Annotated in this window: 26 protein-coding genes; 24 read left to right on the top strand and 2 right to left on the bottom strand. The window is 36.5% G+C overall.

Features of this window, described 5'->3' with window-relative positions:
- Nucleotides 1-21 precede the first annotated feature (21 nt).
- The 12 genes from trpE to CD003_RS09705 all read left to right on the top strand — a co-directional run bounded on the left by trpE (nt 22) and on the right by CD003_RS09705 (nt 13,190).
- The gene (gene trpE / locus CD003_RS09760; RefSeq protein WP_096200932.1) at nt 22-1,542 is read left to right on the top strand and encodes an anthranilate synthase component I; all 1,521 of its coding nucleotides are present in this window, start codon (nt 22-24) and stop codon (nt 1,540-1,542) included.
- Nucleotides 1,535-2,560: an anthranilate phosphoribosyltransferase gene (trpD, locus tag CD003_RS09755; protein WP_096200931.1), complete on the top strand. Its 1,026-nt coding sequence runs from the start codon at nt 1,535-1,537 to the stop codon at nt 2,558-2,560. Before trpE ends, trpD begins: the two co-directional genes overlap by 8 nt.
- Nucleotides 2,553-3,326, top strand: a complete 774-nt coding sequence (trpC, locus tag CD003_RS09750) for an indole-3-glycerol phosphate synthase TrpC (protein WP_096200930.1) — start codon at nt 2,553-2,555, stop codon at nt 3,324-3,326. The genes trpD and trpC overlap by 8 nt, the downstream gene beginning before the upstream one ends.
- Nucleotides 3,310-3,969, top strand: a complete 660-nt coding sequence (locus tag CD003_RS09745; protein ID WP_096200929.1) for a phosphoribosylanthranilate isomerase — start codon at nt 3,310-3,312, stop codon at nt 3,967-3,969. Before trpC ends, CD003_RS09745 begins: the two co-directional genes overlap by 17 nt.
- A complete protein-coding gene (gene trpB / locus CD003_RS09740) occupies nt 3,947-5,146 on the top strand; it encodes a tryptophan synthase subunit beta (protein ID WP_179295505.1) in 1,200 nt (399 codons plus the stop codon). Before CD003_RS09745 ends, trpB begins: the two co-directional genes overlap by 23 nt.
- Nucleotides 5,139-5,942: a tryptophan synthase subunit alpha gene (gene trpA / locus CD003_RS09735; protein WP_257008291.1), complete on the top strand. Its 804-nt coding sequence runs from the start codon at nt 5,139-5,141 to the stop codon at nt 5,940-5,942. Before trpB ends, trpA begins: the two co-directional genes overlap by 8 nt.
- Before the next feature lie 189 nt (nt 5,943-6,131).
- Nucleotides 6,132-7,235: a histidinol-phosphate transaminase gene (hisC, locus tag CD003_RS09730; RefSeq protein WP_096200928.1), complete on the top strand. Its 1,104-nt coding sequence runs from the start codon at nt 6,132-6,134 to the stop codon at nt 7,233-7,235.
- A 170-nt stretch (nt 7,236-7,405) separates the two neighbouring features.
- A complete protein-coding gene (locus CD003_RS09725; protein ID WP_096200927.1) occupies nt 7,406-8,509 on the top strand; it encodes a prephenate dehydrogenase in 1,104 nt (367 codons plus the stop codon).
- 7 nt (nt 8,510-8,516) lie between these two features.
- Nucleotides 8,517-9,806: a 3-phosphoshikimate 1-carboxyvinyltransferase gene (gene aroA / locus CD003_RS09720; protein WP_096200926.1), complete on the top strand. Its 1,290-nt coding sequence runs from the start codon at nt 8,517-8,519 to the stop codon at nt 9,804-9,806.
- A 311-nt stretch (nt 9,807-10,117) separates the two neighbouring features.
- Complete coding sequence (locus tag CD003_RS09715) at nt 10,118-11,026, top strand: hypothetical protein (protein ID WP_096200925.1); 909 nt, start codon at nt 10,118-10,120, stop codon at nt 11,024-11,026.
- 146 nt (nt 11,027-11,172) lie between these two features.
- Nucleotides 11,173-12,435 (top strand): tetratricopeptide repeat protein, encoded by a 1,263-nt coding sequence (locus tag CD003_RS09710; protein ID WP_096200924.1) that lies wholly within the window; start codon nt 11,173-11,175, stop codon nt 12,433-12,435.
- A gap of 218 nt (nt 12,436-12,653) precedes the next feature.
- Nucleotides 12,654-13,190 carry a ReoY family proteolytic degradation factor gene (locus tag CD003_RS09705; RefSeq protein WP_096200923.1) on the top strand — a complete coding sequence of 179 codons (537 nt, stop codon included), beginning with the start codon at nt 12,654-12,656 and terminating at the stop codon, nt 13,188-13,190.
- Between the two features lie 141 nt (nt 13,191-13,331).
- On the opposite strand, the gene CD003_RS09700 is transcribed toward CD003_RS09705, so the two are convergent.
- Entirely contained in the window at nt 13,332-14,780 is a 1,449-nt protein-coding gene (locus CD003_RS09700) for an IS1182 family transposase (RefSeq protein ID WP_142302866.1), read from the bottom strand.
- 515 nt (nt 14,781-15,295) lie between these two features.
- On the opposite strand from CD003_RS09700, the gene CD003_RS09695 reads away from it, so the two are divergent.
- The 7 genes from CD003_RS09695 to CD003_RS09665 all read left to right on the top strand — a co-directional run bounded on the left by CD003_RS09695 (nt 15,296) and on the right by CD003_RS09665 (nt 20,310).
- The gene (locus tag CD003_RS09695) at nt 15,296-15,757 is read left to right on the top strand and encodes a YpiF family protein (RefSeq protein ID WP_096200922.1); all 462 of its coding nucleotides are present in this window, start codon (nt 15,296-15,298) and stop codon (nt 15,755-15,757) included.
- Nucleotides 15,758-15,898: 141 nt separating this feature from the next.
- Nucleotides 15,899-16,399, top strand: a complete 501-nt coding sequence (locus tag CD003_RS09690; RefSeq protein WP_096200921.1) for a ubiquinol-cytochrome c reductase iron-sulfur subunit — start codon at nt 15,899-15,901, stop codon at nt 16,397-16,399.
- A gap of 14 nt (nt 16,400-16,413) precedes the next feature.
- Nucleotides 16,414-17,085: a menaquinol-cytochrome c reductase cytochrome b subunit gene (gene qcrB / locus CD003_RS09685; RefSeq protein WP_096200920.1), complete on the top strand. Its 672-nt coding sequence runs from the start codon at nt 16,414-16,416 to the stop codon at nt 17,083-17,085.
- Between the two features lie 32 nt (nt 17,086-17,117).
- The gene (locus CD003_RS09680) at nt 17,118-17,894 is read left to right on the top strand and encodes a menaquinol-cytochrome c reductase cytochrome b/c subunit (RefSeq protein WP_096200919.1); all 777 of its coding nucleotides are present in this window, start codon (nt 17,118-17,120) and stop codon (nt 17,892-17,894) included.
- Between the two features lie 156 nt (nt 17,895-18,050).
- Complete coding sequence (locus CD003_RS09675; protein ID WP_096202315.1) at nt 18,051-18,647, top strand: DUF1405 domain-containing protein; 597 nt, start codon at nt 18,051-18,053, stop codon at nt 18,645-18,647.
- A gap of 102 nt (nt 18,648-18,749) precedes the next feature.
- Entirely contained in the window at nt 18,750-19,541 is a 792-nt protein-coding gene (gene ypjB / locus CD003_RS09670; protein WP_096200918.1) for a sporulation protein YpjB, read from the top strand.
- Nucleotides 19,542-19,632: 91 nt separating this feature from the next.
- Nucleotides 19,633-20,310 (top strand): zinc metallopeptidase, encoded by a 678-nt coding sequence (locus tag CD003_RS09665; protein ID WP_096200917.1) that lies wholly within the window; start codon nt 19,633-19,635, stop codon nt 20,308-20,310.
- A 158-nt stretch (nt 20,311-20,468) separates the two neighbouring features.
- Here the strand turns inward: CD003_RS09665 and CD003_RS09660 are convergent, their stop codons facing one another.
- Nucleotides 20,469-21,341 carry a YitT family protein gene (locus tag CD003_RS09660; protein WP_096200916.1) on the bottom strand — a complete coding sequence of 291 codons (873 nt, stop codon included), beginning with the start codon at nt 21,339-21,341 and terminating at the stop codon, nt 20,469-20,471.
- Between the two features lie 249 nt (nt 21,342-21,590).
- On the opposite strand from CD003_RS09660, the gene CD003_RS09655 reads away from it, so the two are divergent.
- Genes CD003_RS09655 through bshA form a run of 5 tightly spaced genes read left to right on the top strand, consistent with a single transcriptional unit; the run spans nt 21,591 to nt 25,008 of the window.
- Nucleotides 21,591-21,932: a nucleotide pyrophosphohydrolase gene (locus CD003_RS09655; protein ID WP_096200915.1), complete on the top strand. Its 342-nt coding sequence runs from the start codon at nt 21,591-21,593 to the stop codon at nt 21,930-21,932.
- 4 nt (nt 21,933-21,936) lie between these two features.
- Nucleotides 21,937-22,743 carry a 4-hydroxy-tetrahydrodipicolinate reductase gene (gene dapB / locus CD003_RS09650; RefSeq protein WP_096200914.1) on the top strand — a complete coding sequence of 269 codons (807 nt, stop codon included), beginning with the start codon at nt 21,937-21,939 and terminating at the stop codon, nt 22,741-22,743.
- A 9-nt stretch (nt 22,744-22,752) separates the two neighbouring features.
- Nucleotides 22,753-23,163, top strand: coding sequence for a methylglyoxal synthase (locus tag CD003_RS09645; RefSeq protein ID WP_096200913.1), 411 nt, complete (start codon nt 22,753-22,755; stop codon nt 23,161-23,163).
- A 1-nt stretch (nt 23,164) separates the two neighbouring features.
- A complete protein-coding gene (gene bshB1 / locus CD003_RS09640; RefSeq protein WP_096200912.1) occupies nt 23,165-23,884 on the top strand; it encodes a bacillithiol biosynthesis deacetylase BshB1 in 720 nt (239 codons plus the stop codon).
- Nucleotides 23,881-25,008 (top strand): N-acetyl-alpha-D-glucosaminyl L-malate synthase BshA, encoded by a 1,128-nt coding sequence (gene bshA / locus CD003_RS09635; protein ID WP_096200911.1) that lies wholly within the window; start codon nt 23,881-23,883, stop codon nt 25,006-25,008. Before bshB1 ends, bshA begins: the two co-directional genes overlap by 4 nt.
- Nucleotides 25,009-25,016: the final 8 nt, after the last annotated feature.

The raw sequence follows: 25,016 nt of genomic DNA, 5'->3' as shown, positions 1-25,016 counted from the left end.
TTTTATAGGGAGTGAGATTAAATGTTTAAAACTTCATTATCGACTTTTTGTGAGGATGCCAAATCCTATCAAACGGTTCCTGTCGTGAGTCATTTTTTTGCAGATACGTTAACACCCATTCAAATTTTTCAACAGCTAGAAAATGAGGCTACGTTCTTACTTGAAAGTAAGGATGAACAGTCTCCATGGTCAAGATACTCTTTTATAGGTTTAGATCCTTTTCTTTACTTATATGAACATGGAGAAGGGTATGTTCTTGAAACAAAGGACAAACAAAGAATTTATGAAGGCGAGCATTTTCAAGATACGTTTGATCAAGCATTAGCTTATGTAAATGTAAAACCAATTGATGTTCCTATTCCATTTAAAGGTGGAGCTGTTGGTTATATGTCATATGATACTGTTGAAAAAATTGAGCCTGTTTTAGCGACTGACGAGGTAGCTGATGAAGGGTATATTCATTTCGTATTCTGTGAAACAATCATCTCTTATGACCACATCAATAAAGAAATGTATGTTGTGACTCAACCACGCATTAGTGGAGAAAGCACATCACATCATGAAGAAATATATCAAGCGGCAACGAAAAAGATTAACAACATTGTGGCGAAAATCACAACGAGAGGGGAAGAGCATAAGCTATTTGCTCCACCAACAACCTCTGCTGAAGTGGACTTTTCACGAGTGAAATCCAATTATGAACGTTCAAAGTTCCTTTCTGATGTAGGGAAAATTAAAGAGTATATAAAGTCTGGCGATATATTTCAAGCCGTATTATCCCAAAGGTTTGAGGTTGATATTACTGTAAATGCACTTGAAATATACAGAGTATTACGAATGATTAATCCATCACCTTATTTGTTTTATTTAAAAATAAATAACTTAGAAATAGTAGGTAGTTCTCCCGAACGTCTTGTACAAGTGCAGGATGGTCATATTGAAATTCATCCTATTGCTGGCACAAGACCAAGAGGCAATTCGAAAGAAGAAGATCAACAATTAGCTAAAGAACTACTAGCAGATGAGAAAGAGCGGGCTGAACATTTTATGCTTGTTGACCTTGCAAGAAATGATGTTGGAAGAGTAGCTAAATATGGGTCTGTGAAAACACCTGTATTACTCGAAATTGGTAAATTTTCACACGTTATGCATATTATTTCAAAAGTTACTGGCGAAATTGCGAATGATGTTCATCCTATCAATGTGTTAGGGGCTTCTTTTCCGGCAGGAACAGTATCAGGAGCACCTAAAATTCGCGCAATGGAAATTTTACAAGAGATTGAGCCTACTAAGCGAGGCATTTATGCAGGAGCTATTGGATATTTAGGCTATGACGGCAATATTGATTCCTGTATAGCTATTAGAACGATGGTTATAAAAAATAAAAAAGCATACGTTCAAGCGGGGGCGGGGGTAGTAGCTGACTCTGTTGCTGAAAATGAATATGAAGAAACAAGAAATAAAGCAAAAGCACTTATTAAAGCAATTCAAGTGGCGGAGGCAATGTTTGGAGAAAAAGAGGAGGTGACTTCTCATGTTTAAAGAGATTTTAGCGAAATGTATTGATGGGGCTACGTTAACAGAAGTAGAAGCAAAGACAATTATGGATGAGATTATGACGGGGAAGGCTTCACCAAGTCAAATTTCTAGCTTACTATCGATTCTTAGGTTCCGTGGCGAAACAGTAGATGAAATGACAGGGTTTGCACGTTCAATGAAAAGTCATGTGACGACAATTCCACATCAAGAGGGGCAGCTTATTGATACGTGTGGTACTGGGGGAGATAAAGCAAAAACGTTTAATATTTCTACAGTGACGGCGATTGTTTTATCTTCTATGGGAGTGAAGGTAGCCAAACATGGAAATCGTGCAGTTTCATCAAAAAGTGGGAGTGCAGATGTATTAGAAAACCTCGGTGTGTCTATTCAGGGAAGTCCAGAAGAAGCAGCTTCTGCCTTAAAGAGTAATGGAATGTGCTTTCTATTCGCTCCCTTATACCATCATGCAATGAAGCATGCAGTGACACCAAGAAAAGAAATTGGCTTCAGAACGATATTTAACCTATTAGGACCAATGACAAACCCCGCCAATGCAGATAGGCAGTTAATCGGTGTTTTTGATACAAATTATGCAGAAAAAATGGCAAGTACTCTCCAAAGACTAGGAACGAAGAGGGCGATGCTTGTGACTGGTGGAGAAGGTCTTGATGAATGTTCCATTTCGACTCATACAAACGTAGTTGAGCTAAGAAATGGAATAATTGAAAGGTATACAATCACTCCTGAAGAGGTTGGTTTGAAACGAGGCCCACTATCAGATATCCAGGTACAATCAACGGAAGAAAGTGCAAGAATGATAGAGTCGATTATTCATGGAGAAGGAAACGAAACAGCAACTAATATAGTTCTTTTAAATACAGCAGCAGGCTTATATGTATCTGACGAAGTCGAAACATTAAAAGAAGGGGTACAGCTTGCGAAAGAGGCACTAACATCTGGAAAAGTGTTTGAGCAGTTTCAAAGGTTGCAAGTAGAAAGGCAGGAGATAAATCATGCTTAATAAAATAATTGATACGAAATTAACTGAAATAGAAAAAATAGAACTACCTGAGTCGATTGATGTACCTCACTTTTCCTTTTATGACCATTTAGCTAACCCTAATAGAGAGCTAGGGTTAATTGCTGAAGTAAAAAAAGCATCTCCTTCTAAAGGAATCATTAAAGAGGATTTTCATCCAATTCAAATAGCCAAAAGCTATGAACTAGGTGGAGCGGATGCGATTTCTGTTCTAACAGATGAGCAGTATTTTCAAGGGCATAGAGACTATGTAACGGTGGTAAAACAGGAGGTAGAACTTCCTGTTTTGCGAAAAGATTTTATTATTAGTGAAATTCAAATAGAAGAAAGTGTTCGTATTGGTGCAGATGCGATCCTATTAATTGCAGGAATCTTTGAAGCTGAAAGATTATCATATTTATACGAAATGGCCTATGAGAAAGGACTGGAATGCTTAGTCGAGGTCCATTCAGAAAAAGAACTAGAAGAGACATTAGCTGTCTTTACACCGAAAATTATTGGAGTAAATAATCGTAATTTAAAAACGTTCCAAACAGATTTAGCACAAACTGAAAAAATGAGTCGATACATTCCTGAGGGGAGTCTCTTTGTAAGCGAGAGTGGAATTCATGAAAGAAGGGACATTGATCGAGTCATTCAAGCGAAGGGAAATGCAGTATTAGTCGGTGAATCGTTGATGAGAGCGTCTTCCCCAGAAGAAGGGATTGTTCATTTGTTTGGAGGGGAGCCAATTGCGACCACTTCTTAAGTATTGTGGGAACCATTCGTTAGCGGACCTACAACATGTTGTAAAAAGTAATGCTGATTACATTGGTGTTGTCTTTGCTGAGAGTAAGAGAAGAGTAACTCCGCTAGAACTGTTTACTTGGCTAGCGGAAGTAAAGCTACGACCAGAGCAGAAGCTTGTAGGGCTATTTGTTAATGCAACTTTTTCAGAAATTGAGAATGTTATCTCAAAAATACCTTTAGATATTATTCAATGTCACGGTAATGAAACAGTTTCAGTAGTAAGAGAATTAAAAGAGAAATTAAATCTCCCAATATGGAAAGTGATTCATCATGATGAAGAGGCTGTGCAAACGATGGAACAATATGCACCATTTGTTTCTGCCTATGTTATTGATAGTAAAGTAAAAGATCAATGGGGTGGAACTGGTCAAGTCTTTGATTGGAGTCATATACCTTCATATATCGATGAAGGAATCCATTTAAATAGACCTGTATTTATTGCAGGTGGCATTAATGGTGAGAATGTTCACGAGCTTGTAGCGTATCAGCCTGATGGAATTGATATTTCTAGTGGAATTGAAGAAGACGGTTCAAAAAGTAGTGTGAAAATGACAGAGATAGAAAAGAGGATTACTGAACATGAGCATAATTTATCCAGATAAATATGGGAGATTTGGAGAGTTTGGTGGAAAATACGTTCCTGAAACATTAATGAACGTGTTAACTGAATTAGAAGAGGAGCTAGAAAAAGTTCTACATGATGAGGAATTTCAAAGCGAATACCTCGATCATTTAGTTAAATATGCCGGTCGTCCAACGGCTTTAACATTTGCTGAAAACATGACCAATCATTTCAATGGTGCAAAAATTTATTTAAAGAGGGAAGATCTTCTTCACACAGGTGCACATAAATTAAATAATGCAATGGGGCAAGCGCTTCTTGCTAAACGTATGGGTAAGAAAAAAATTGTTGCTGAAACAGGTGCGGGTCAGCACGGTGTTGCCACAGCGACAATTGCTGCTCGTTTTGGTCTTGAATGTAAAGTCTTTATGGGTGCAGAAGATATGGAACGACAGGCATTAAATGTGTTTCGGATGGAGTTGTTAGGTGCAGAAGTCATTCCAGCTACATCAGGAAGCCAAACGTTAAAGGATGCAACAAATGAGGCAATTCGTTATTGGGTGTCTCACGCAGATGATACCTTCTATTTAATTGGTTCTGTAGTAGGGCCACATCCTTATCCGAAAATGGTTCGTGAATTTCAACGCATTATTGGTGATGAAGCAAGAAAACAATTTATCGAGCTTGAAGGAGTACTGCCTACTGAGATAATTGCTTGTGTAGGTGGAGGAAGTAATGCGATTGGCATGTTTTACCCATTTTTAAAAGACCCTGTTTCACTTGTTGGAGTTGAAGCAGCTGGAAAGGGAGTAAATACAACTGAACATGCTGCTACGATTACGAAGGGGAGCAAAGGAGTTATTCATGGTTCTCTGACGTATTTAATTCAAGATGAAGTTGGACAGATTATAGAACCATACTCAATTTCAGCAGGGTTAGATTATCCTGGAATAGGACCAGAGCATGCTCACCTAGCAAGCACTGGTAGGGTTAAATATGAGTCAATAACAGATAAAGAAGCATTAGACGCTCTGAAACTATTATCTGAAAAAGAAGGGATTATCCCAGCTATTGAATCAGCTCATGCATTAGCAGAAGCATTTAAAAGAGCCCCTAAACTAAATCCTAGTGAATCCATTCTAATCTGTCTATCAGGTCGTGGTGACAAAGACGTTCATACATTAATGAAGCATTTCAGAGGTGATCAAAGTGAGTAATCCACGTTTTGAAGCATGTGTGAAAGACCAGCGAAATTTATTTATACCATTTATAATGGCTGGAGATCCTCATCCTGATGTGACGATTGAGTTAGCTCTCATACTTGAGGAAGCAGGGGCAAACGTAATTGAATTAGGAATCCCATATTCTGATCCTTTAGCAGATGGACCAGTCATTCAAGAGTCGGCAAAACGAGCTCTAGCAAATGGTACAACTCTAGAAAATGCGATGGGTCTTGTACCAAAAATGAGAGAACGAGGGTTAACAATACCTGTCGTAGTTTTTACTTATTATAATCCTCTCCTTCAATTTGGAGAAGAACGGTTTATTGCGGAAGCAGCAAAGTATGGAGTGGACGGTCTGCTCGTTCCTGACTTACCACATGAAGAAAGTGAAAGCCTACGTCAGATGTGTCACGATAACCAAATATCATATATATCCCTCGTTGCTCCCACATCTAATGCTCGTATTGAAATGATTGCATCGCAAGCCGAGGGGTTCCTATACTGTGTTTCTTCATTAGGAGTAACAGGTGTAAGGGATCATTTTGATGATAAAGTGTATGACTTTTTATCGACAGTTCGTAAACATTCAACTGCTCCGATTGCAGTTGGTTTTGGAATAAGTAAACGAGAACAAGTGGAAGCATTAGCTCCGTATTGTGATGGAATCATAGTTGGAAGCGCGATTATTCGGCTTGTTGAACAGAATAAAGAATTGTTAATAAATGAAAAAAACAGAAAAGAAGGATTATTAAAAATAAAAAGATATATTGAGTCTTTGATTTCTTCGTAACATAGCATATAATGGTAGAATACTTAAATAAGAAGTTCAAAAAATTCTGGCAATAAAGCTAAGTTTAATGGTTTTGTATTTTTAAGACTAGTAATTTACTAGAGTATACGTGAATACATCCTAAGCTGCCCTTTACAATTGTCTTTCTTTTTTGGACACATACATCCTATATGTGAGGTGCTAAAGTTTATGAAAGCAAAAGAACAACTAATTGGCTTACCATCTTATAAGCCAGGAAAACCAATTGAAGAAGTTAAACGTGAATTCGGTCTTGAACGAGTAGTGAAGCTAGCGTCAAATGAAAACCCGTTCGGATCATCTACATTAGCACAAAAGGCAATTAGTGATACTGTATCAAATACTGCACTATATCCTGATGGCTATGCAGGTGAATTACGTGATAAAGTGGCAGAATTTGTCGGTGTAAAAAAAGAACAATTAGTGTTTGGAAATGGTTCAGATGAAATTATTCAATTCTTATGTCGTACGTTTTTACGACCAGGACTGAATACAGTTACAGCATATCCAACATTTTCCCAATATAAATTAAATGCAGTAATAGAAGGTGCAGAAATTCGCGAAATCCCTTCAAAAGATGGGGTACATGATTTAGCTGCTATGTTAGAAGCAATTGATGAAAATACTCGTATTGTTTGGGTTTGTAATCCAAATAACCCATCTGGTACGTATGTAAACGAAACGGAGTTCCTAGAATTCTTAGAGCAAGTTCCTAAACACGTATTAGTTGTGTCTGATGAGGCTTACTATGAATATGTAACTGCAGAGGATTTTCCAGTGACAATTCCTCTTATTGAAAAGTACGAGAATCTAATGGTATTACGTACTTTCTCAAAAGCATATGGATTAGCTGCATTAAGAGTAGGGTTTGGCGTAGCACAAGCGTCTACAATTTCGTTGCTTGATCCAGTACGCCCGCCATTTAATACAACGTCGTTTGGGCATGTTGCAGCGATGGCAGCATTAGATGATCAAGAGTTTATTAAAGATTGTTATGATAAAAATGTAGAAGGAATTAAGCAGTATGTTGATTTCTGTGAAAAGCATAATCTTAAATACTACCCTACACAAGCAAACTTTATTTTAATTGATTTTGAACGTCCGGGTAATGAGGTGTTTGATTATTTATTAAGCCGAGGGTACATTATTCGTTCTGGAGAAGCATTAGGCTTCCCGACATGTGCACGAATTACAGTAGGTAGTAAAGAAGAAAACGATGGAATTATTAATGAACTAACTCGTCTATTAGAAGAAGCTACGGTTTCCCCTCAATAATAAATCTTCAATAAGAGTTAGCTCAAAAAGGACCACTTTTCCTTTTTAGTATTTTCATATATGTTCAAAAAGGAGGACAACGGGAGAGGGGCTGGGATTCTTAACGAATCAGCTTCTTCCCGAACTTTTTGGATAACCTATCAAGAACAGAGTGGTTAGGGGGATATGGAGTGTCAAAGCGTAAGGTTTTTTTTATTGGTTTAGGACTTATCGGTGGTTCAATCGCTTTAGCTATTAAGAGAGAGCATGATGTTGTCATCTCAGGTTATGATATAGATGAACACCAAGTGAAGATGGCTTTATCTCTTAAGGTCGTTGATGAAGTTGCAGATTCGATTAAAGATGGTGTGATGGATGCTGATTTAATTATTTTAGCTACACCTGTTACAAAAACAGAACAGTTGTTAGAACGATTAATGACGTTTGACTTAAAGCCTGGAGCGATTATTACTGATGTAGGTAGTACAAAAAAGCGTATATTTGAAAAATCAAGATGCCTTGAAGAGAAAGACATTTGCTTTATTGGTGGACATCCGATGGCTGGTTCACATAAAAGTGGTGTAGAAGCTGCAAGAGCTCATTTATTTGAAAATGCCTTCTATATATTAACGCCAACCGAAGAGACTGATAGCAGAAGAGTCATCCAACTGCAAAATTGGCTGAAGGGCACAAAGGCAAAATTCATTGAATTGACACCGGAGCAGCATGATGATTTAGCAGGTGCGGTTAGTCATTTTCCTCATATTATTGCTGCAAGCCTCGTTCATCAAGTTGCGAAAATAGAAGAGAAAGACCCACTTGTTTCAAGGTTAGCTGCGGGGGGATTCCGTGATATTACACGTATTGCATCGGGAAGTCCTGTAATGTGGCGAGATATACTTCTCCATAACAAAGATAGCTTGCTTTCCCTATTAGAAAAATGGCAGGGAGAAATGAGCTATGTTCAAAAGCTAATAGAGCAATCGGATGACGAAAATATACATCGATACTTTGAAGAAGCTAAGCAATTTCGTGATGGATTGCCTATACATAAGAAAGGGGCTATTCCAGCCTTTTATGATTTGTATGTCGATGTACCTGATCACCCTGGTGTTATTTCCGATGTGACGGGTATTTTGGCAAAAGCAAATATAAGTATTACAAATATACGTATCATCGAAACTAGAGAAGATATCATGGGGGTTCTTCGCCTAAGTTTCCGCTCATCAGAGGATAGGAATGAAGGTAAGAACATTTTAGAAAAAGAATTATATGAGACATATATAATGGAGTGAGTCTAAGATGGTAACGAAAGCAGTAAATAAAGCCAAACAAGGGCTAATAGGGGAATTAAATGTTCCTGGGGACAAGTCGATTTCTCATCGGGCGGTCATGTTTGGTGCTCTTGCTAATGGAACAACTACGGTTGAAGGATTTTTACCTGGAGAAGATTGTTTAAGTACAATTGCTTGTTTTAGAAAGCTTGGAGTATCAATTGAGCAGACAGAAGACAGAGTAACAGTTGAAGGAAAAGGCTGGTTTGGCTTACAGGAGCCTTGTGACATTTTAGATGTTGGAAATTCAGGGACCACAACAAGATTAATGCTTGGAATCTTAGCAACACAGCCTTTTCATTCAGTTGTCATTGGGGATGAGTCAATTGGTAAGAGACCTATGTCTCGTGTAACTGTTCCTCTTAGAGAAATGGGAGCGCAAATTGATGGTAGAAACTCAGGAGATTTAGCCCCTCTCTCCATACGTGGCGGTAATACAAAAGGAATTCACTTTCAATCCAAAGTAGCTAGTGCGCAAGTGAAGTCAGCGATTCTACTTGCAGGTATGAACAGTACTGGAGAAACGAAAGTAACAGAACCACATCTTTCAAGGGATCACACTGAACGTATGCTAGAAGCCTTTGGTGCTACTGTCGAGAGGGATGGGTTGACTGTCTCTGTTCAAGGTGGACAGGAATTAACAGCACAGCATGTTATTGTGCCAGGTGATATATCATCAGCGGCCTTTTTCTTAGTGGCAGGTGCTATTGTACCTAATAGTCAGATTACATTAAAAAATGTAGGAGTTAACCCAACAAGAACAGGTATTATTGATGTACTGCAAAAAATGGGAGCATCATTAACAATCACAAATGAAAGAACGGCGAATGGTGAACCGGTGGCTGATCTAAAGATTTCAACATCTAGTTTAAAAGGGGTAGAGATTAGTGGTGATATCATTCCAAGATTAATCGATGAAATTCCTGTTATTGCCCTGTTAGCAACACAGGCTGAAGGTCAAACGATTATAAAAGATGCGGAAGAGCTTAAGGTGAAAGAAACGAATAGAATCGATACGGTCGTAAGTGAATTAAAAAAATTAGGTGCATCGATTAGAGCAACTGATGATGGAATGATCATCGAAGGGGGATCGTCTCTTACTGGAGCGGTAACTAGCAGTCACGGCGATCACCGTATTGGTATGACATTAGCAGTTGCTGGTTGTTTAACAGATGGAGAAGTCACTATTGAAGGCAGTGAAGCGATTGCAGTTTCTTATCCGTCATTTTTTGAACACCTGGAAAGCTTGGATAAATAAATTTCGGACACGGCTGAGTAATTAGCCGTGTCACTTTGAAATTTAATCCATAACTAAAATTTCTGAATATATCGTTGACTTTTTGTTGGAAAAGTTTATAATAAAAATTAAGCGTATGGTTTCTCTCCACTCCTATCCATACTAATACACTTTTAGCATCTTGCTAAGCCTGATTATGAAAGCGTTTTCGTTTTCTGGTTAGGCGTTTTTTTTTGTCATTTTCTCTTATCCTATAGCATAGCTTGTCTCTATAAAGAGATTTTAGGTTGCCATAGAAGCTAAGTTGAAAATACTAGGGAGGGAAAAAGGCCATGGAATACATTTTGGATAGAGTGGAGAAGCAGGAAGAAGATTTTGTAAGAAAGAAAAGTTTTTTTATTCAGGATTCCTCAGTCTCTTATGTAAATGAAAGTATGGATAAACTAAAGTATTTAAGAGTGAACGCTGAAGGTTTTATTTTAACTCCTGGACATATTATGCATGATTTAACTATATTAGAAATTTCTAAATGGGACGAATATAAGAAGCGCATGGAATTATTAATTTCTAAAGGGTGCACTACAGTTATAACATTTAGTCATGTACGTTATGAAAGCCAATTGAAAGAAAGTATACGAAAGGCAAGACATAAGATGATAAATAGTAGTATTGATTTTGTCGTATGTGTTTCCACTCGAGCGAAAGCACTGACCCCCACCTTCATTAGGAAATGCAAACGAGAAAAGGTTCCAATGATTACTGTAAAATTAGAATCCATTGATGAGTTAAATGAGATTCAATGGCCTCGTTTAAAAGAAGCAATGCTAAACTATCAAATATTAATTATTCCTGATTACAGTTCCCTTCAATTAAAATCAAAGGAACTACGACGATTAAGAGAGCAGTGGTATAGCTTGTCCCGTTCATACCGCATTCCTACATCTGAGCTCCTTCCGAATGAATTAACTCCTTACCCAAAAAGATTAATTAAAAGAATGGGCCTTTTCCCTATTAAAGGCGAGCTAATTACTGGGAGTGATGTTGACTATAATTTGTACAGTAAAAAAGAGTTTAAATATGGTAAAGAAGAAAACCCAGAAGTGGTTGTGATTCGTGGAAAGATTGTAAAGGCTGGCAATAGAATTTATGCTAAGCCAGGTTTTGGTAAGGAATATGTTATACAATTGCCCGGACATTTTGTAACGATTGAAGATGCGTATAAAAATGCTCTTTTTTATTAAAAATTTATACTGATTGTTTGAAGTCTTGTTTTATAGGGAATTAATTACAGTGTCATCCAACTAACCAACTAAGATGCCTCTAATTTGAACAGGTATACATGTTGTGATACATTCATTTTAGATGTTAACGATGGGGAGGCACTTTGATGCAGCAAGTAAACAAAGTATTTGAATTAATTGAGGCTGGGGAAGTAGAAAAAGGATTAGCAATGTTAGAAAACATTGAACAAGATGCAAATCACGATACAAAATATACAATTGCTGAAACATATTTTGAATTAGGACATATCGATAAGGCGAAAAATATAATTGATGAATTGTTAATGCTCTATCCAGATGAGGGAAGTTTATATGCATTTGCAGCTGAGTTATTAATTGACCTTGGGGAAGAAGATGAAGCGATTGAAATGCTTCTTGAAATTAAAGAGGAAGACCCAGCATTTTTACAAGGACAGTTATTACTTGCTGATTTATATCAAATGCAAGGATTAGATGAAGTAGCTGAACAAAAGCTTTTATTTGCATCAAAGCTTGCACCAGAAGAGCCCATTATAGCTTACGGGTTAGGACAGTTTTATTTAGAACGTGGAGACTATAACAAAAGTATTCAATTCTTTAAAAAAGTTCTTCAATCTGGAGAAACATTTGAGCATGTAAGTATTAACCTGTGTTTGGCAGAGGCGTATAGTGCAACTGGTCAATTTGAGGATGCATTGGGGTATTATGAAAAGGGACTTAAGGAAAGAACAGAGATGTCTGCTGTATTTGGTTACGCTTATACTGCCTATCAATTAGAAATGTTCCCGTTAGCGATTGAACAATTTAAGATAGTCAAGGAAATGGACCATGAATTTAGTAGCCTTTACCCTTATTTAGCCAAAGCTTATGAGGCTGAGCACTTCCTAGATAAAGCGATGACTGTATTAGAAGACGGTTTGAAGGTCGATGAGTATAATGAAGAGCTATATGTTCATGCAGGTAAATTATCGTTTAAAATGAAAGACCCTGAAAAAGGGGAAGACTATTTACGAAAAGTAATCGCGATAAACCCTTCTCATTTTGAGGCAGTGAGAACATTAGCAGCTTATTTGAAGCATGAGGAGAAATACGAAGATTTGTTAGAATTAGTTTCTCATATTAAGGATTTTGGTGAGACGGATCCTTTACTCGATTGGTATGAAGCTAGTGCTCTTAAAGAAGAGGATGATTATGAAAAAGCTTCTGTCATTTATGAAGAAATACAAAGTCAATTCCAACACGACCCAGACTTTTTGGAAGAGTACGGTCACTTTTTGTTAGAGATGGGTGAGAGGGACAGAGCAATAGTAGAACTTACTAAAGCACTTACTCTAGATAAGGGTCGTATTCATATAAGTGAGTTTATAACAGAATTAGAACAGAACTACTAAAAAGTTGTTTTATAAGTTTATTCTATTGAAAAAGTGGAATTAAATAAAGGGAATATAGTATACAACAACGAATTACTTACATAGAGGTTGTTGAAGAAAAGAAGTTTTTAAACAGCTTGATTGTATGTAGTCTGAGAGTTATTTAGGCTACATCCCTTACCTTCTTCTAATGTATAGCCTATAGACATGAGAAATTTTTTGATGTGGGAGGGATTGTAATGAGTAGCATTATTTCTGTCATTGAAAAGAAAGATTTTCTTAGGTGGTTTTTGAATGCATATCAATTAAAGCGTAGAGAATGCGCGTGGCTGTTGAATTATTTAGTAAGTGATGATGGAATCATGGAAAATGTTCATTTTGTTGAAAAAGCTGAATATTGTCCACGAGCATTACTTATTTCTACTACTGATGTAGATAATGTAGCCTTTTGCTTTCATAAGCAACAGCATGTATCGATGGATGCAGAAAAAGCTTTTCATGATATTCGATTAAACAATGAAGAACCTATTTATATTCAGTTGAATTTTCAAGGTTCAAGAACAAATCCCCATTACATTGCGGTACTTGAAGATAATCCGTTCATTCCAGACCATCATGAAATGACGACGGTAGATGGTCTTGTAGCGGAAATGTTTTTGGACAAGGTCACAACAAACTATACAAAACAACGTTTAAAGGAAGAAATAGATAAAGCCTTAGACGAAAATGATATGGACAAATTTTATAAACTAACAAAGCAGTTAAATGAAGAGTAGCCTCGGGGGAACCGAGGCCACTGAAAAACTTCCGTTTTTTGAGACGAAAGAATGAGAAATAAAAAAGAGACGAAATTATATCCATTAAATGGGTGTATTCGTCTCTTTTTTATTTTATGTAGAGCTAAATTTTTCATTTAGTTAACCTATTAACTTCAAAATCCTTTTCAAATTAACTGTAAATATCGACATAGCTCCTTGTAGTTCCATGCCAATAAGACCCGAAGATGATGCTACATCATACCCGTGTCGGTGTTTTAATTCACTGTTTTTTGCTTCAATTTTATATCTTTCTTTTGATTTTTCTTTAAAATAATCGCTTTCTTGAAAGGCTATTTGTTCTTTGTGTATATTCGATTTAATGCTCACAGAATAAGTCTTACTTTTAGCTCCATCTTTATAACATCCTTCTTTTATAGGACATACCTTACATTTTTCTACATTAAAGTAATATGTGTGTGTTTGATTTGTGGCTACACCTTTTTTTCCAGTTCGTGCTTTCCTAATAGCCATATGTCCAGCCTTACAAACATACATACTAGCATCTTTATTAAACTCAAATTCGTCTTCTTTTTTTCGGTTACCTTGTGTGACAACAGGGTTGAGTTTAGCTATTAACTTCATTTCGTTTGTTTTTGTATATTCAATATTCCCTTTTTCTGAATAGGCGGCATCACCAATCACAGTATCAACTTCCATACCAGCTTCCATACTTTTTTCAATTAAGGTTTCTAATTGCTTTCCGTCATTCTTTTCTCCAGTTGTAACAACAGCCGCAGTAATAATTCTTTCTTCGCTTAAGGCTATGTGTGTTTTGTAACCAAAGAATGAGGAGTCCACTGTTTTATGTCCTGTTTTTGCGTCTTCATCTTTGGATAATTGTAGATGTTCAATATCATCAGCCACAGTTTCTTTAAGCAGGTTTAATTTTTCTTTTACTTTGGGGAATTCACAAATAACCTCTTCTTTTTCAATGACTTTAATCAGCTTTTCACAGTATTCAATTTGATCTTCTAATACATCTGATGTTGTCTTGGTTGGAAATTTACTTTTCATTGTTTCATCTACTTGATAAATCGTCTTTCTTAGGTTTTTAGACCGATCAACCAGCACTTCTTTGGCTGATTTTTGATTGTAACGAGACTGGGTATGGGTAGCATCTACAATAATAGATTTGCTTTTTATAATTTCTTTTTCGATTGCGATCTCAACCGTTTTATTGATTAGCATGTCTAATAAATTTACATCCTTTAATCGCAGTTTTCGAAACTTCGTTAAGGAACTTGGCTCAATAACTGGATCTTCTGGCGCCATATCTAAAAAATATTTGAATGACATATCATATTTTGAGCGTTCGACAATATCAACATCGGATACGTTGTGGATACATTTTAATAATAAGTATTTGAACATGCGAATAGGATGGATCGCATTACGCCCATTATCAAGGCAATATTTATCTACTAATTCTTCATATACAAAAGAAAAATCGACTAAGTCATTTATTTTTCTCAAAACATTATCTTTCGGTACGACTATGTCATAAATCGCCATATAAGGACTTAAATTTACTTGTTGATGTTGAATCAATGTATCCACCCACTCGAATTTGATAATTTAATTATACAGTAAAAAAGATATAGCACTCTCAAATTTTGAGGTACTATATCTTTTTTTTATAATATAGAGACTTTTTCAGTGGCCTCGGGGAACCTGGGGCTTTTTTATTTGTGAAAGGTGAATGGTTAATTGTAAATGGTTAATTAATGTAGAATTGCAAATTGCAAATTAAAGGCTTTTGATGTTCTAGCAAAGCTAGAAACAGCTTTTGCTAATTGCCGCGGCTGATTTATCAGCCGCGCAATTAGCAATTAGCAATTAGCAATTAGCAATTAGCAATTAGCAATTAGCAATTAGCAATTAGCAATTAGCAATTAGCAATTAGCAATTAGCAATTAGCAATTAGCAATTAGCAATTAGCAATTAGCAATTAGCAATTCATAACTCATAACTCATAATTCATAATTCAATTTGTATTCCCCTTCCTTTTTCATATAGAATAGTAGTGGATTTAGATAATATATAAGAAACGAGGAGAGTGGCTAATGAAGTGGCAAGCAAAAGAGATTGATATGTATTTGCAAGCGAAAGAATATGTAGATACTGCATTAATTCCATTAGTACCTATTTCATGGGAAAAAGATGTTAAGTCTACTGTTTCAATGGGGGAGTTTATTTCAATAATAACTGATGAGTTAGAGAGGCAGTTTCGAGGTCGAGTAATTCAATTCCCTTCCTTTACATATTTGAAATCTGAATCTCAGGAAGAAAGAATAATGAGGCTTTTAAAATGGAGTAATGAATTAGAACAAAATGGCGTATCTCATATTGTCTATTTAACATCGGATTCAGAATGGAAAGCAGTAGAGTCAGATTTAAAGGACATGCTATTATGGCTTCCGACAATCCCTTTAGAACACATGGAACAGCAATATAAGGTACAAACAATATCAGATCAAATCAAGCAGCTTCTACCTATTTTGACAAACAAGTGGCAAAATAGGTAAAACGATATAAAATCGGACTTAATTGCTTCGTCAAAAGATTGACAGTCGAAGTTAAATTAGGCTATCATGGGTATGTCCTAGTATAATATGTGTTAATTTAGTCCGGATGGACTTAACTTACAACGTAGGGGGGGAAAGATAGTGAGCGAAAAAGAACACAAAGTTTCAAGACGTCAATTTTTAAACTACACACTAACAGGTGTTGGTGGCTTCATGGCTGCCGGTATGTTAATGCCTATGGCTCGTTTTGCTTTAGACCCAGCTTTAAAGGTTGGTGCTGATCAAGATTTCGTACCTGTTGCTCAAGTAAGTGATATTACGAATGAGCCACAACGTTTTGACTTTACATTTGAACAAGTTGATGCTTGGTACACGTCTGATGTAACCAGATCTGCTTGGATCTATGAAAAAGATGGCCAAGTTATTGCGTTATCACCAGTTTGTACACATTTAGGCTGTACAGTAGACTGGGATGTAAATGCAGATAATCCTAACCGTTTCTTCTGCCCATGTCATTATGGTGCCTTTGAAATGGACGGGACGAATGTTCCAGGAACACCGCCAACACAACCACTTTTCAAGTTTGACCTTGAAGTGCAGGATGGAACAATTTATTTAGGAAGAGCAAATCCACAAGTATAGGAGGGGCGTAATTAATGTTACAAAAAATCTATGATTGGGTAGACGAACGTCTGGATATTACGCCTATGTGGCGAGATATTGCTGACCATGAAGTTCCAGAGCATGTTAACCCTGCACATCATTTTTCTGCTTTTGTGTATTGTTTCGGTGGGTTAACATTCTTTGTTACTGTTATCCAGATTTTATCTGGAATGTTTTTAACAATGTATTATGTACCAGATATTATTAATGCTTACCAATCGGTTGCCTACTTACAAAATGAAGTAGCATTCGGTGTAATTGTACGTGGTATGCACCACTGGGGAGCTAGTTTGGTAATCGTAATGATGTTTTTACATACGTTACGTGTATTCTTTACAGGATCTTATAAAAAGCCTCGTGAATTAAACTGGGTTGTAGGTGTACTTATTTTCTTCGTAATGTTAGGCCTTGGTTTCACAGGTTACTTATTACCATGGGATATGAAAGCTTACTTCGCAACAGTTGTAGGTTTACAAATTGCTGAAGCTGTACCGCTAATTGGACCATTTGCTAAAACTCTTTTAGCCGGTGGAGAAATTATTGGTGCGCAAACATTAACACGTTTCTTTGCGATTCATGTATTCTTCTTACCAGGGGCGCTATTAGGGTTACTAGGGGCTCACTTCTTCATGATTCGTAAGCAAGGTATTTCTGGACCACTATAAAATTAAGATAATCTAATAAAGGAGGGAAACCGATGCATCGTGGAAAAGGTATGAAGTTCGTAGGAGATTCTCGTGTAACTGCGAACAATAGAAAGCCAAATATTCCAAAGGATTACTCTGAGTATCCAGGTAAAACGGAAGCTTTTTGGCCAAACTTTCTTTTAAAGGAATGGATGGTAGGGGCCGTATTCTTGATCGGTTATTTAATTTTAACGGTTGCACATCCTGCACCTTTAGAGCGTATGGCAGATCCTACGGATTCAGGGTACATCCCACTTCCTGACTGGTACTTCTTATTCTTGTATCAGCTTCTAAAATATCCGTATGCAGCTGGTGATTATACTGTAATTGGAGCTGTAGTTATTCCTGGATTAGCTTTTGGTGCGCTATTATTAGCACCTTGGTTAGATACTGGGAAAGAAAGAAAACCAGGAAGACGTCCAATTGCAAGTGGTTTAATGCTTCTTGCAGTTATTGCGACAATTTACTTAACTTGGGAATCTGTAGACCAGCATGACTGGGAAGCAGCAGCACAACAAGGTGCGATTGTTGAAGTAGACATTGATGAATCTGCACATGGTTTTGAAATCTATTCACAGCAGATGGCTTGTATAGGCTGTCATGGTAACCAAATGGAAGGTGGATCTTATCCAACTTTAATTGGTACTGGCTTAACGGCGGATGAAGTAGTAGATATCGTAACTAATGGTCGCGGTACAATGCCAGGTGGTACTTTCAGTGGTTCTGATGAAGAGCTAAGAGTCTTAGCGGAATTTATCGAAAATGACGGACACGATCCGGCAGAATAAGAGGAAGAGCTGACTTTATAGTCAGCTCTTTTTACTAGCCTTCTTTTCTAGTATTTTACATATTTTAGTATGAGACAATGTTCATAAGAAAGAATAGAAATACGATTAATTTTTTAAAGATGGTTGAATATGTGTTCTAAGAAAGGAAAAGAAAAAATGACTTCTGTTTTATCTTTTTTTAAAAAGAGATGGGTATTAGCCACATTATTTATCATTAATTTTTTTGGGACACTCTATGGCTACTGGTGGTATGTAGGACAATTGACCATTACGCCCTCACATTTTCTACTTTTTGTTCCTGATAGTCCAACGGCAAGTTTGTTCTTTTTATTTGTCATTTTGGCATTTCTTGCTGGAAGAAATATAGGATTACTAGAGGCGTTAGCGGCAGTTACATTAATTAAGTATGGGCTATGGGCTGTTGTTATGAATGTAGCAGCTGGTGTAGCTGGTGCTACATTAGGTTGGCAAAATTATATGTTAATTGCTTCACATTTTGGGATGGCCTTACAGGCAGTTTTGTATGCGCCATTTTATCGGATAAAAGTGTGGCATTTATTAGTAGTCGCTGTATGGACTCTTCATAATGATGTAATTGATTATGTATATATGATGCATCCATGGGTTTCAAGTAGTCTTAATGAGTATGTAGCACATATAGGTTACTTTACATTCTGGTTGAGTATATTTTCATTAGCAATTGTTTATCTTTTAGGAGTTAGGAAGGAACGTTTAAAGCTTGATATAGTGTAAAGAAAAAGCGACTTATTATATTAAAAAACTTGTCCCTTTTCTGGTCTACTCTTGTCCATTTCTTCATAGGAATAGATTAGAAGAAAGAGGAGGGACGGTTGTATGCGTGCGTTAATTCTTGCAATAGTACTTATTTTATCAATGAATTTTTCTGTTAGTGCTGAAAATGGAGTAGATGAAAATAAATGGAAAGAACTGAATCAGACGTCAGATAAAATATTGCAGCTTGTACGAGAAGAAAAATTAGAAGAAGCTAAGCAATTAATGAATTATTTCTCGAAACAATTTCTTTCTATTAATTTTGATGATACATCTATTTCGATGAATGATTTAAGAGTCGTAACAAACAGTTTTAATGAAGCGATGGGTGCTGTAAATGCGGTTTCATTAGGAAAAGACGAAAGAGTATTATTAGTAATGGAATTACGTTTAGCGATTGATGCGTTAACGACTGAACACAATCCACTTTGGCTAAACTCACAAGATATGGTAATGAAGTCAATTAAACAAATGAGACAAGCTGCAAAAGAAGGAGATTCACAAGCATTTCAACATGAAACGAATCAGTTTTTAAGACAATATCAAATGATTAGACCTGCGATCATGTTAGATTTACAGCCTCACCAATTTCAAAGAATTGAAGCACATATACAATTTATTAATCGTTACCGTACTGAATTTATTGCTGACAAGTCCAGAATTGAGCATTTAGATTCATTAGAAGAGGACTTCATTCAAATGTATGAAAGAGTTCAAAAAGATAGTGCAGATCCTTCATTACTTTGGGTTATGCTAACAATAGGAGGTATGATTCTAACTTCATTATCTTATGTTGGGTACAAAAAGTATAAGGCTGAAAAGAAGAGGGTAAAGGTAGAAGATAGAAATGAATAGGTGTCTTCCCCAAAAAAGCTTTAACATTGACTTTTCTTGATTATCTATATAATATAATAGGAAAAAGTGTACATCGAGGTGAAACGTCAGTATGGAAATTTTAATTTATTTTGCACTTATTATCGGTCTACCTATTTGGGCTCAAATGAAAGTAAAGAAAGCCTATAAGAAGTATTCACAAGTACCTGCTTCTTCAGGTATGACAGGTGCACAAGTAGCAAGAAAAATCTTGGATGAAAATGGACTTTATGATGTTCGTATAGAAGAGGTTGGAGGGAAATTAACTGATCACTACGACCCGCGTTCTAAAGTGGTTCGCCTTTCTACGGAGAACTATCATGGCACATCAGTTGCTGGTGCAGCAGTAGCAGCTCATGAAGTAGGACACGCAATGCAGGATGCTGAAGAATATGCATTCCTTCGTTTCCGTTCAGCACTAGTACCAGCAGCAAGCTTTGGTTCAAACGCATCATTCTTTATTATTTTAGCAGGTATATTGTTAGGAAGTTCTGGCTTCCTTTTACTAGGTATTGTATTAATGGCAGCAGCAGTTCTTTTCCAACTTGTAACACTACCAGTTGAATTCGATGCATCAAATCGTGCCATGCATCAAATAGTATCATCTGGAGTTATTCGTAATGAGGAAGAACGTGACACGAAAAAAGTACTTAATGCAGCAGCATTAACATACGTAGCAGCAGCGCTAGTTGCACTTCTAGAGCTAGTTCGTTTCATACTAATGTATATCGGAATGAACAGCGACGATTAATAAGAAAAAGAGAAATCCATTTGGATTTCTCTTTTTCTTATTAATGACGAGTTATGAGTGATGAATTATGAATGAGAAAAGCAAAACAAAATGGCAATTAGCTATTTTTGTACATTAATTCATAACTAACAATCCATAATTCAGCATTGTTCTAATACTCATGGTTCTATCGGTTTCTTATTCTCATCTAGTGTAAATCCTTCTCCAATCACATCTTGTACATCATTTACTGTCACAAAGGCATGTGGGTCGTATCGTTCGACTAGGTTTTTTAAACGCATAAGCTCATTTCGACCAACAACACAGTATAGTACATCCTTATCTACGCCAGTAAAGCTTCCTTTTCCTTTTAATACAGTAGCTCCTCGGTCCATTTCTCTTAAAATGGCAGAAGATATCTCTGGTATTTTATCAGAAATAATAAATGATGCTTTCGCTGAATACGCTCCTTGTTGCATAAAGTCTATTACTTTTGCAGCGATAAAGACAGCTAGTAGCGTATACATCGCTTCACGATAATTTAAATAAAATAGCGATGAAGCAATAACGCAAGCATCAAAGATGAACATTGTTTTACCCATACTCCAGCCGATGTATTTAAATCCTAATTTGGCTATAATATCGACTCCACCTGTCGTACCTCCATAACGGAACACAATCCCGAGACCTACACCGATAAATACACCAGCAAACAAGGCTGCTAAAGTAAGATCGTCGTGTAAAGGGATATATACGACTTCGTACTTTTGAAATATAAATAAAAATAATGAAACTCCTAATGTACCGATGAGAGTATAAATGAATGTAGTTTTACCTAATATCTTCCAACCTATAAAAAATATTGGGATATTTAATAGTAAATTAGAAATAGCAGGGTCAAAATTAAAGATAAAAAATAAGATAAGTGTAATTCCAGTAAATCCACCATCAGCAAGGTTATTTTGCATATTAAAATAGACTAAACCAAAAGATAGAATGGCTGACCCAATTAAAATAAAAATAATATTTTTGAGCTTTAAACGATACGGCATCTTAACCAAGTCCTTTAAATTTTTTAATATTTATATTTTAGGCAGTACTTTATGAAATATTTTACCCTTTTGGTACTACATAGTGCAGATTATATTATAATAGATAAGAAAATTATCAGCAAACTAGATAAATATTTGTCAAATCTCCTCTAATTAGCTAACATGAACAAGTAGAGTATGCAATAACTGGACGATTAATTCAAACTAGAAACATGTTATGTGTCATAGTGAAGAGGTGAGGTGATCAAAATGTCTAGAGAGAGTCGAAGCTTAGAGGATTTACAAAAGGAAGTTGACTTACACATAGGTCAATTTAAAGAAGGGTATTTTAGCCCGCTAGCAATGCTTGCAAGAATGACAGAAGAGTTAGGGGAGCTTGCTCGGGAAGTTAATCATTACTATGGAGAAAAACCAAAAAAGTCTGACGAAGAAGAACGTTCAATGGAGCAGGAGATGGGTGATCTCTTTTTTGTTCTTATTTGTTTCGCTAACTCACTAAATATTGATTTAGAAGAGGCTTTTGATTTAGTAATGGAGAAATTTAGAACACGTGATAAAGACCGTTGGACTAGAATAGAAGAAGGAGAATAAGACAATGACTGAAAAAATGATTAAAGTAGTAATCGCAGGACCAAGAGGAAAAATGGGAGCAGAAGCAGTAAAAATGGTATCAGAAACAGAACACTTTGAGTTAGTGGCTGTGGTTGATTCAAGAAATGGTGGAAAGCTTTTAGAAGAAGTCGAAGGTCAACCGGCTTTACCAGTGAAAATTTATGAGGATATGTCAAAATGTCTTACTGAAAACAAAGCTGATGTACTTGTTGATTTAACAACACCAAAAGTAGGACGTAAGCATATGGAAATAGCATTTGATAATGGGGTTCGTCCTGTCGTTGGAACAACTGGATTTACCGATCAAGACATAACTGAACTCCGTCAAATTTCAGAATCTAAAGGATTAGGTGCAATTATAGCTCCTAACTTTGCAATCGGAGCTATTTTAATGATGAAGTTTTCACAGATGACAGCAAAATATTTACCGGATATTGAAATTATCGAACAACATCATGATAAGAAATTAGATGCTCCTTCAGGTACAGCAATCAAAACGGCCCAGTTAATTTCGGAAGTAAGAGAAGCTAAACAACAAGGACACCCGGATGAAAAGGAAGAGCTTGCAGGTGCAAGAGGAGCTGATTTTGAGGGGATGCGCATACATAGTGTCCGTTTGCCAGGGCTTGTCGCTCATCAGTCTGTACTCTTTGGTGGAGAAGGACAAACGTTAACAATTCGTCACGATTCGATTCATCGTTCATCCTTCATGCCAGGAATTCGATTATCTGTTGAGACGGTTATGAAGATTGATACGTTGGTGTATGGTTTAGAAAATATTATTGAGTAGGTGATGACAATGAGGATTGCTTTGATCGCTCATGATAAGAAGAAGGATTTAATTATCCAGTTTGCATTAGCCTACAAACATATTTTAGAACAGCACGAGCTCTATGCTACTGGTACAACAGGGACAAAAATTATGGAAGCAACTAAATTAGACGTTACACGCTTTCTATCAGGGCCACTTGGTGGTGACCAACAAATTGGTGCACTTGTAGCAGAAAATAAATTTGACCTGATTATCTTTTTTAGAGACCCTTTAACGGCACAAGCACATGAGCCGGATGTTACGGCACTAATTAGATTATGTGATGTACATTCGATTCCATTAGCGACGAATATGGCAACTGCTGAAATTCTTATTCATGGTTTAAGTCGTGGGGAGTTTGAGTGGCGTAAATTTACAAATAAAGTAGGAAACTCGTAATATGGAACACCACATAGACGAAGTAGATATTTTAGCATTCGGTGCTCACCCTGATGATGTGGAAATCGGAATGGGAGGCACACTTGCTAAATATGCAGCGGAAGGTTATAAAGTTGGAATTTGTGATTTAACAAAAGCTGAATTATCTTCGAATGGAACAGTCGAACAAAGACAGGAAGAGGCGAAGAAAGCTGCCGAAATACTAGGACTAACTAGACGTATTCAATTAGAGTTTCCTGATCGAGGATTAACGGGAGATAGCGAACAATTATCACAGGTTGTGTCAGTGCTTCGGAAATATCAGCCTAAACTCGTGTTTGTCCCATATGAAATTGATCGTCATCCTGATCATGGTCAATGTGCACGAATCGTCAAAGAGGCGGTTTTTAATGCAGGAATTCGAAAATACATAGATTCACTTACTTTACCTCCGCATCGTGTGAAGCAGGTGTTTCATTATATGATCAATGGTTTTGACAGGCCCAGCTTCATTATTGATATTTCAGAATACATGAGTGTGAAGGAAGCTAGTTTGCATGCATATGAAAGTCAGTTTAGCAAAACGGAACAATCGGTTGATACACCATTAACGAATGGGTATATAGAAACCGTTCAATCTCGTGAAAAGCTGTTTGGGAAAATGGTCTCTGTACAATTTGGGGAAGGTTTTATACAAAATGAACCATTACTTATTCACGATTTATTAGGAGAGAGAAAATGAAGAAGTGGAAAATAGGAATAAGCTGTTATCCAACAGTAGGGGGCTCGGGTGTTATTGCAACTGAGCTTGGGAAATTATTAGCTGAAAGAGGGCATGAGATACACTTTATCTCTTCAAGTGTGCCCTTTCGTCTAGATAAGGTTTACCCAAATATCTATTACCATGAAGTAGAGGTAAATCAGTATTCAGTCTTTCAATATCCTCCATATGATTTAACGTTAGCTAGTAAAATGGCAGAGATAGCCAAAAGGCAAAATCTAGATTTATTGCATGTACACTATGCTGTACCACATGCAATTTGTGCCTATCTTGCAAAGCAAATGGTAGGGGACCATTTGAAGATTGTGACGACCTTACATGGAACAGATATTACAGTGCTCGGTTATGATCCGTCTTTAAGTGAATTAATACGTTTTGCTATCGAACAATCAGATGCAGTGACTGCGGTTTCAGATGATTTAGGAAAGGAAACCCATTCTCTTCTTGATACAACAAAAGAAATTGAAACTATATATAATTTTATAGATGAACGAGTGTATTTCAAGAAGGAATCGACAGGGTTGAAAAAGGATTATGGTATACAGGAGAATGAAAAGGTAATTGTACATATATCAAATTTTAGACCAGTCAAACGCGTATCGGATATTGTAAAAAGCTTTGCGAAAATACAAGAACAGATACCAGCAAAGCTACTACTCATTGGTGATGGTCCTGAGCTTACAGTTGCATGTCGACTAGTTAAGGAATATGGCATTGAAGAGAGAGTTTTATTTCTTGGTAATCAAAAGCGAGTGGCTGAAATTTTATCAATTAGTGATTTAATGCTACTACTTTCAGAAAAAGAAAGTTTTGGACTAGTTGCTCTTGAAGCAATGGCGTGTGGTGTTCCTGTCATTGGGACTAATATTGGCGGTATTCCTGAAGTAGTATTAAATCATAAAACTGGATTCACGTGTGAAGTTGGTGATATTGATAGTATAGCAAAACGAGCGATTGAGTTATTAAGTAATTCTAGTCTACATAAAGAGATGTCGGAAAAATCATTACAACAAGTTCAAGAGAAATTCCATTCAGACAAAATCGTTCAGCATTATGAAAATGTTTATGAAAAAGCATTAGAGTAAGGGCGGAT

The sequence above is a fragment of the Bacillus sp. FJAT-45350 genome (assembly GCF_002335805.1).
In the GTDB taxonomy this organism is placed as follows: Bacteria; Bacillota; Bacilli; order Bacillales; family NISU01; genus FJAT-45350.
This window is presented reverse-complemented; position numbering and strand designations above follow the sequence as displayed.

Bases quoted from the DNA above. Each gene is read 5' to 3' on its own strand.
- trpE (WP_096200932.1), top strand. From the start codon at position 22: ATGTTTAAAACTTCATTATCGACTTTTTGTGAGGATGCCAAATCCTAT.
- trpD (WP_096200931.1), top strand. From the start codon at position 1,535: ATGTTTAAAGAGATTTTAGCGAAATGTATTGATGGGGCTACGTTAACA.
- trpC (WP_096200930.1), top strand. From the start codon at position 2,553: ATGCTTAATAAAATAATTGATACGAAATTAACTGAAATAGAAAAAATA.
- trpB (WP_179295505.1), top strand. From the start codon at position 3,947: ATGAGCATAATTTATCCAGATAAATATGGGAGATTTGGAGAGTTTGGT.
- hisC (WP_096200928.1), top strand. From the start codon at position 6,132: ATGAAAGCAAAAGAACAACTAATTGGCTTACCATCTTATAAGCCAGGA.
- aroA (WP_096200926.1), top strand. From the start codon at position 8,517: ATGGTAACGAAAGCAGTAAATAAAGCCAAACAAGGGCTAATAGGGGAA.
- CD003_RS09715 (WP_096200925.1), top strand. From the start codon at position 10,118: ATGGAATACATTTTGGATAGAGTGGAGAAGCAGGAAGAAGATTTTGTA.
- CD003_RS09710 (WP_096200924.1), top strand. From the start codon at position 11,173: ATGCAGCAAGTAAACAAAGTATTTGAATTAATTGAGGCTGGGGAAGTA.
- CD003_RS09705 (WP_096200923.1), top strand. From the start codon at position 12,654: ATGAGTAGCATTATTTCTGTCATTGAAAAGAAAGATTTTCTTAGGTGG.
- CD003_RS09695 (WP_096200922.1), top strand. From the start codon at position 15,296: ATGAAGTGGCAAGCAAAAGAGATTGATATGTATTTGCAAGCGAAAGAA.
- qcrB (WP_096200920.1), top strand. From the start codon at position 16,414: ATGTTACAAAAAATCTATGATTGGGTAGACGAACGTCTGGATATTACG.
- CD003_RS09680 (WP_096200919.1), top strand. From the start codon at position 17,118: ATGCATCGTGGAAAAGGTATGAAGTTCGTAGGAGATTCTCGTGTAACT.
- CD003_RS09675 (WP_096202315.1), top strand. From the start codon at position 18,051: ATGACTTCTGTTTTATCTTTTTTTAAAAAGAGATGGGTATTAGCCACA.
- ypjB (WP_096200918.1), top strand. From the start codon at position 18,750: ATGCGTGCGTTAATTCTTGCAATAGTACTTATTTTATCAATGAATTTT.
- CD003_RS09665 (WP_096200917.1), top strand. From the start codon at position 19,633: ATGGAAATTTTAATTTATTTTGCACTTATTATCGGTCTACCTATTTGG.
- CD003_RS09660 (WP_096200916.1), bottom strand. From the start codon at position 21,341: ATGCCGTATCGTTTAAAGCTCAAAAATATTATTTTTATTTTAATTGGG.
- CD003_RS09655 (WP_096200915.1), top strand. From the start codon at position 21,591: ATGTCTAGAGAGAGTCGAAGCTTAGAGGATTTACAAAAGGAAGTTGAC.
- dapB (WP_096200914.1), top strand. From the start codon at position 21,937: ATGACTGAAAAAATGATTAAAGTAGTAATCGCAGGACCAAGAGGAAAA.
- CD003_RS09645 (WP_096200913.1), top strand. From the start codon at position 22,753: ATGAGGATTGCTTTGATCGCTCATGATAAGAAGAAGGATTTAATTATC.
- bshB1 (WP_096200912.1), top strand. From the start codon at position 23,165: ATGGAACACCACATAGACGAAGTAGATATTTTAGCATTCGGTGCTCAC.
- bshA (WP_096200911.1), top strand. From the start codon at position 23,881: ATGAAGAAGTGGAAAATAGGAATAAGCTGTTATCCAACAGTAGGGGGC.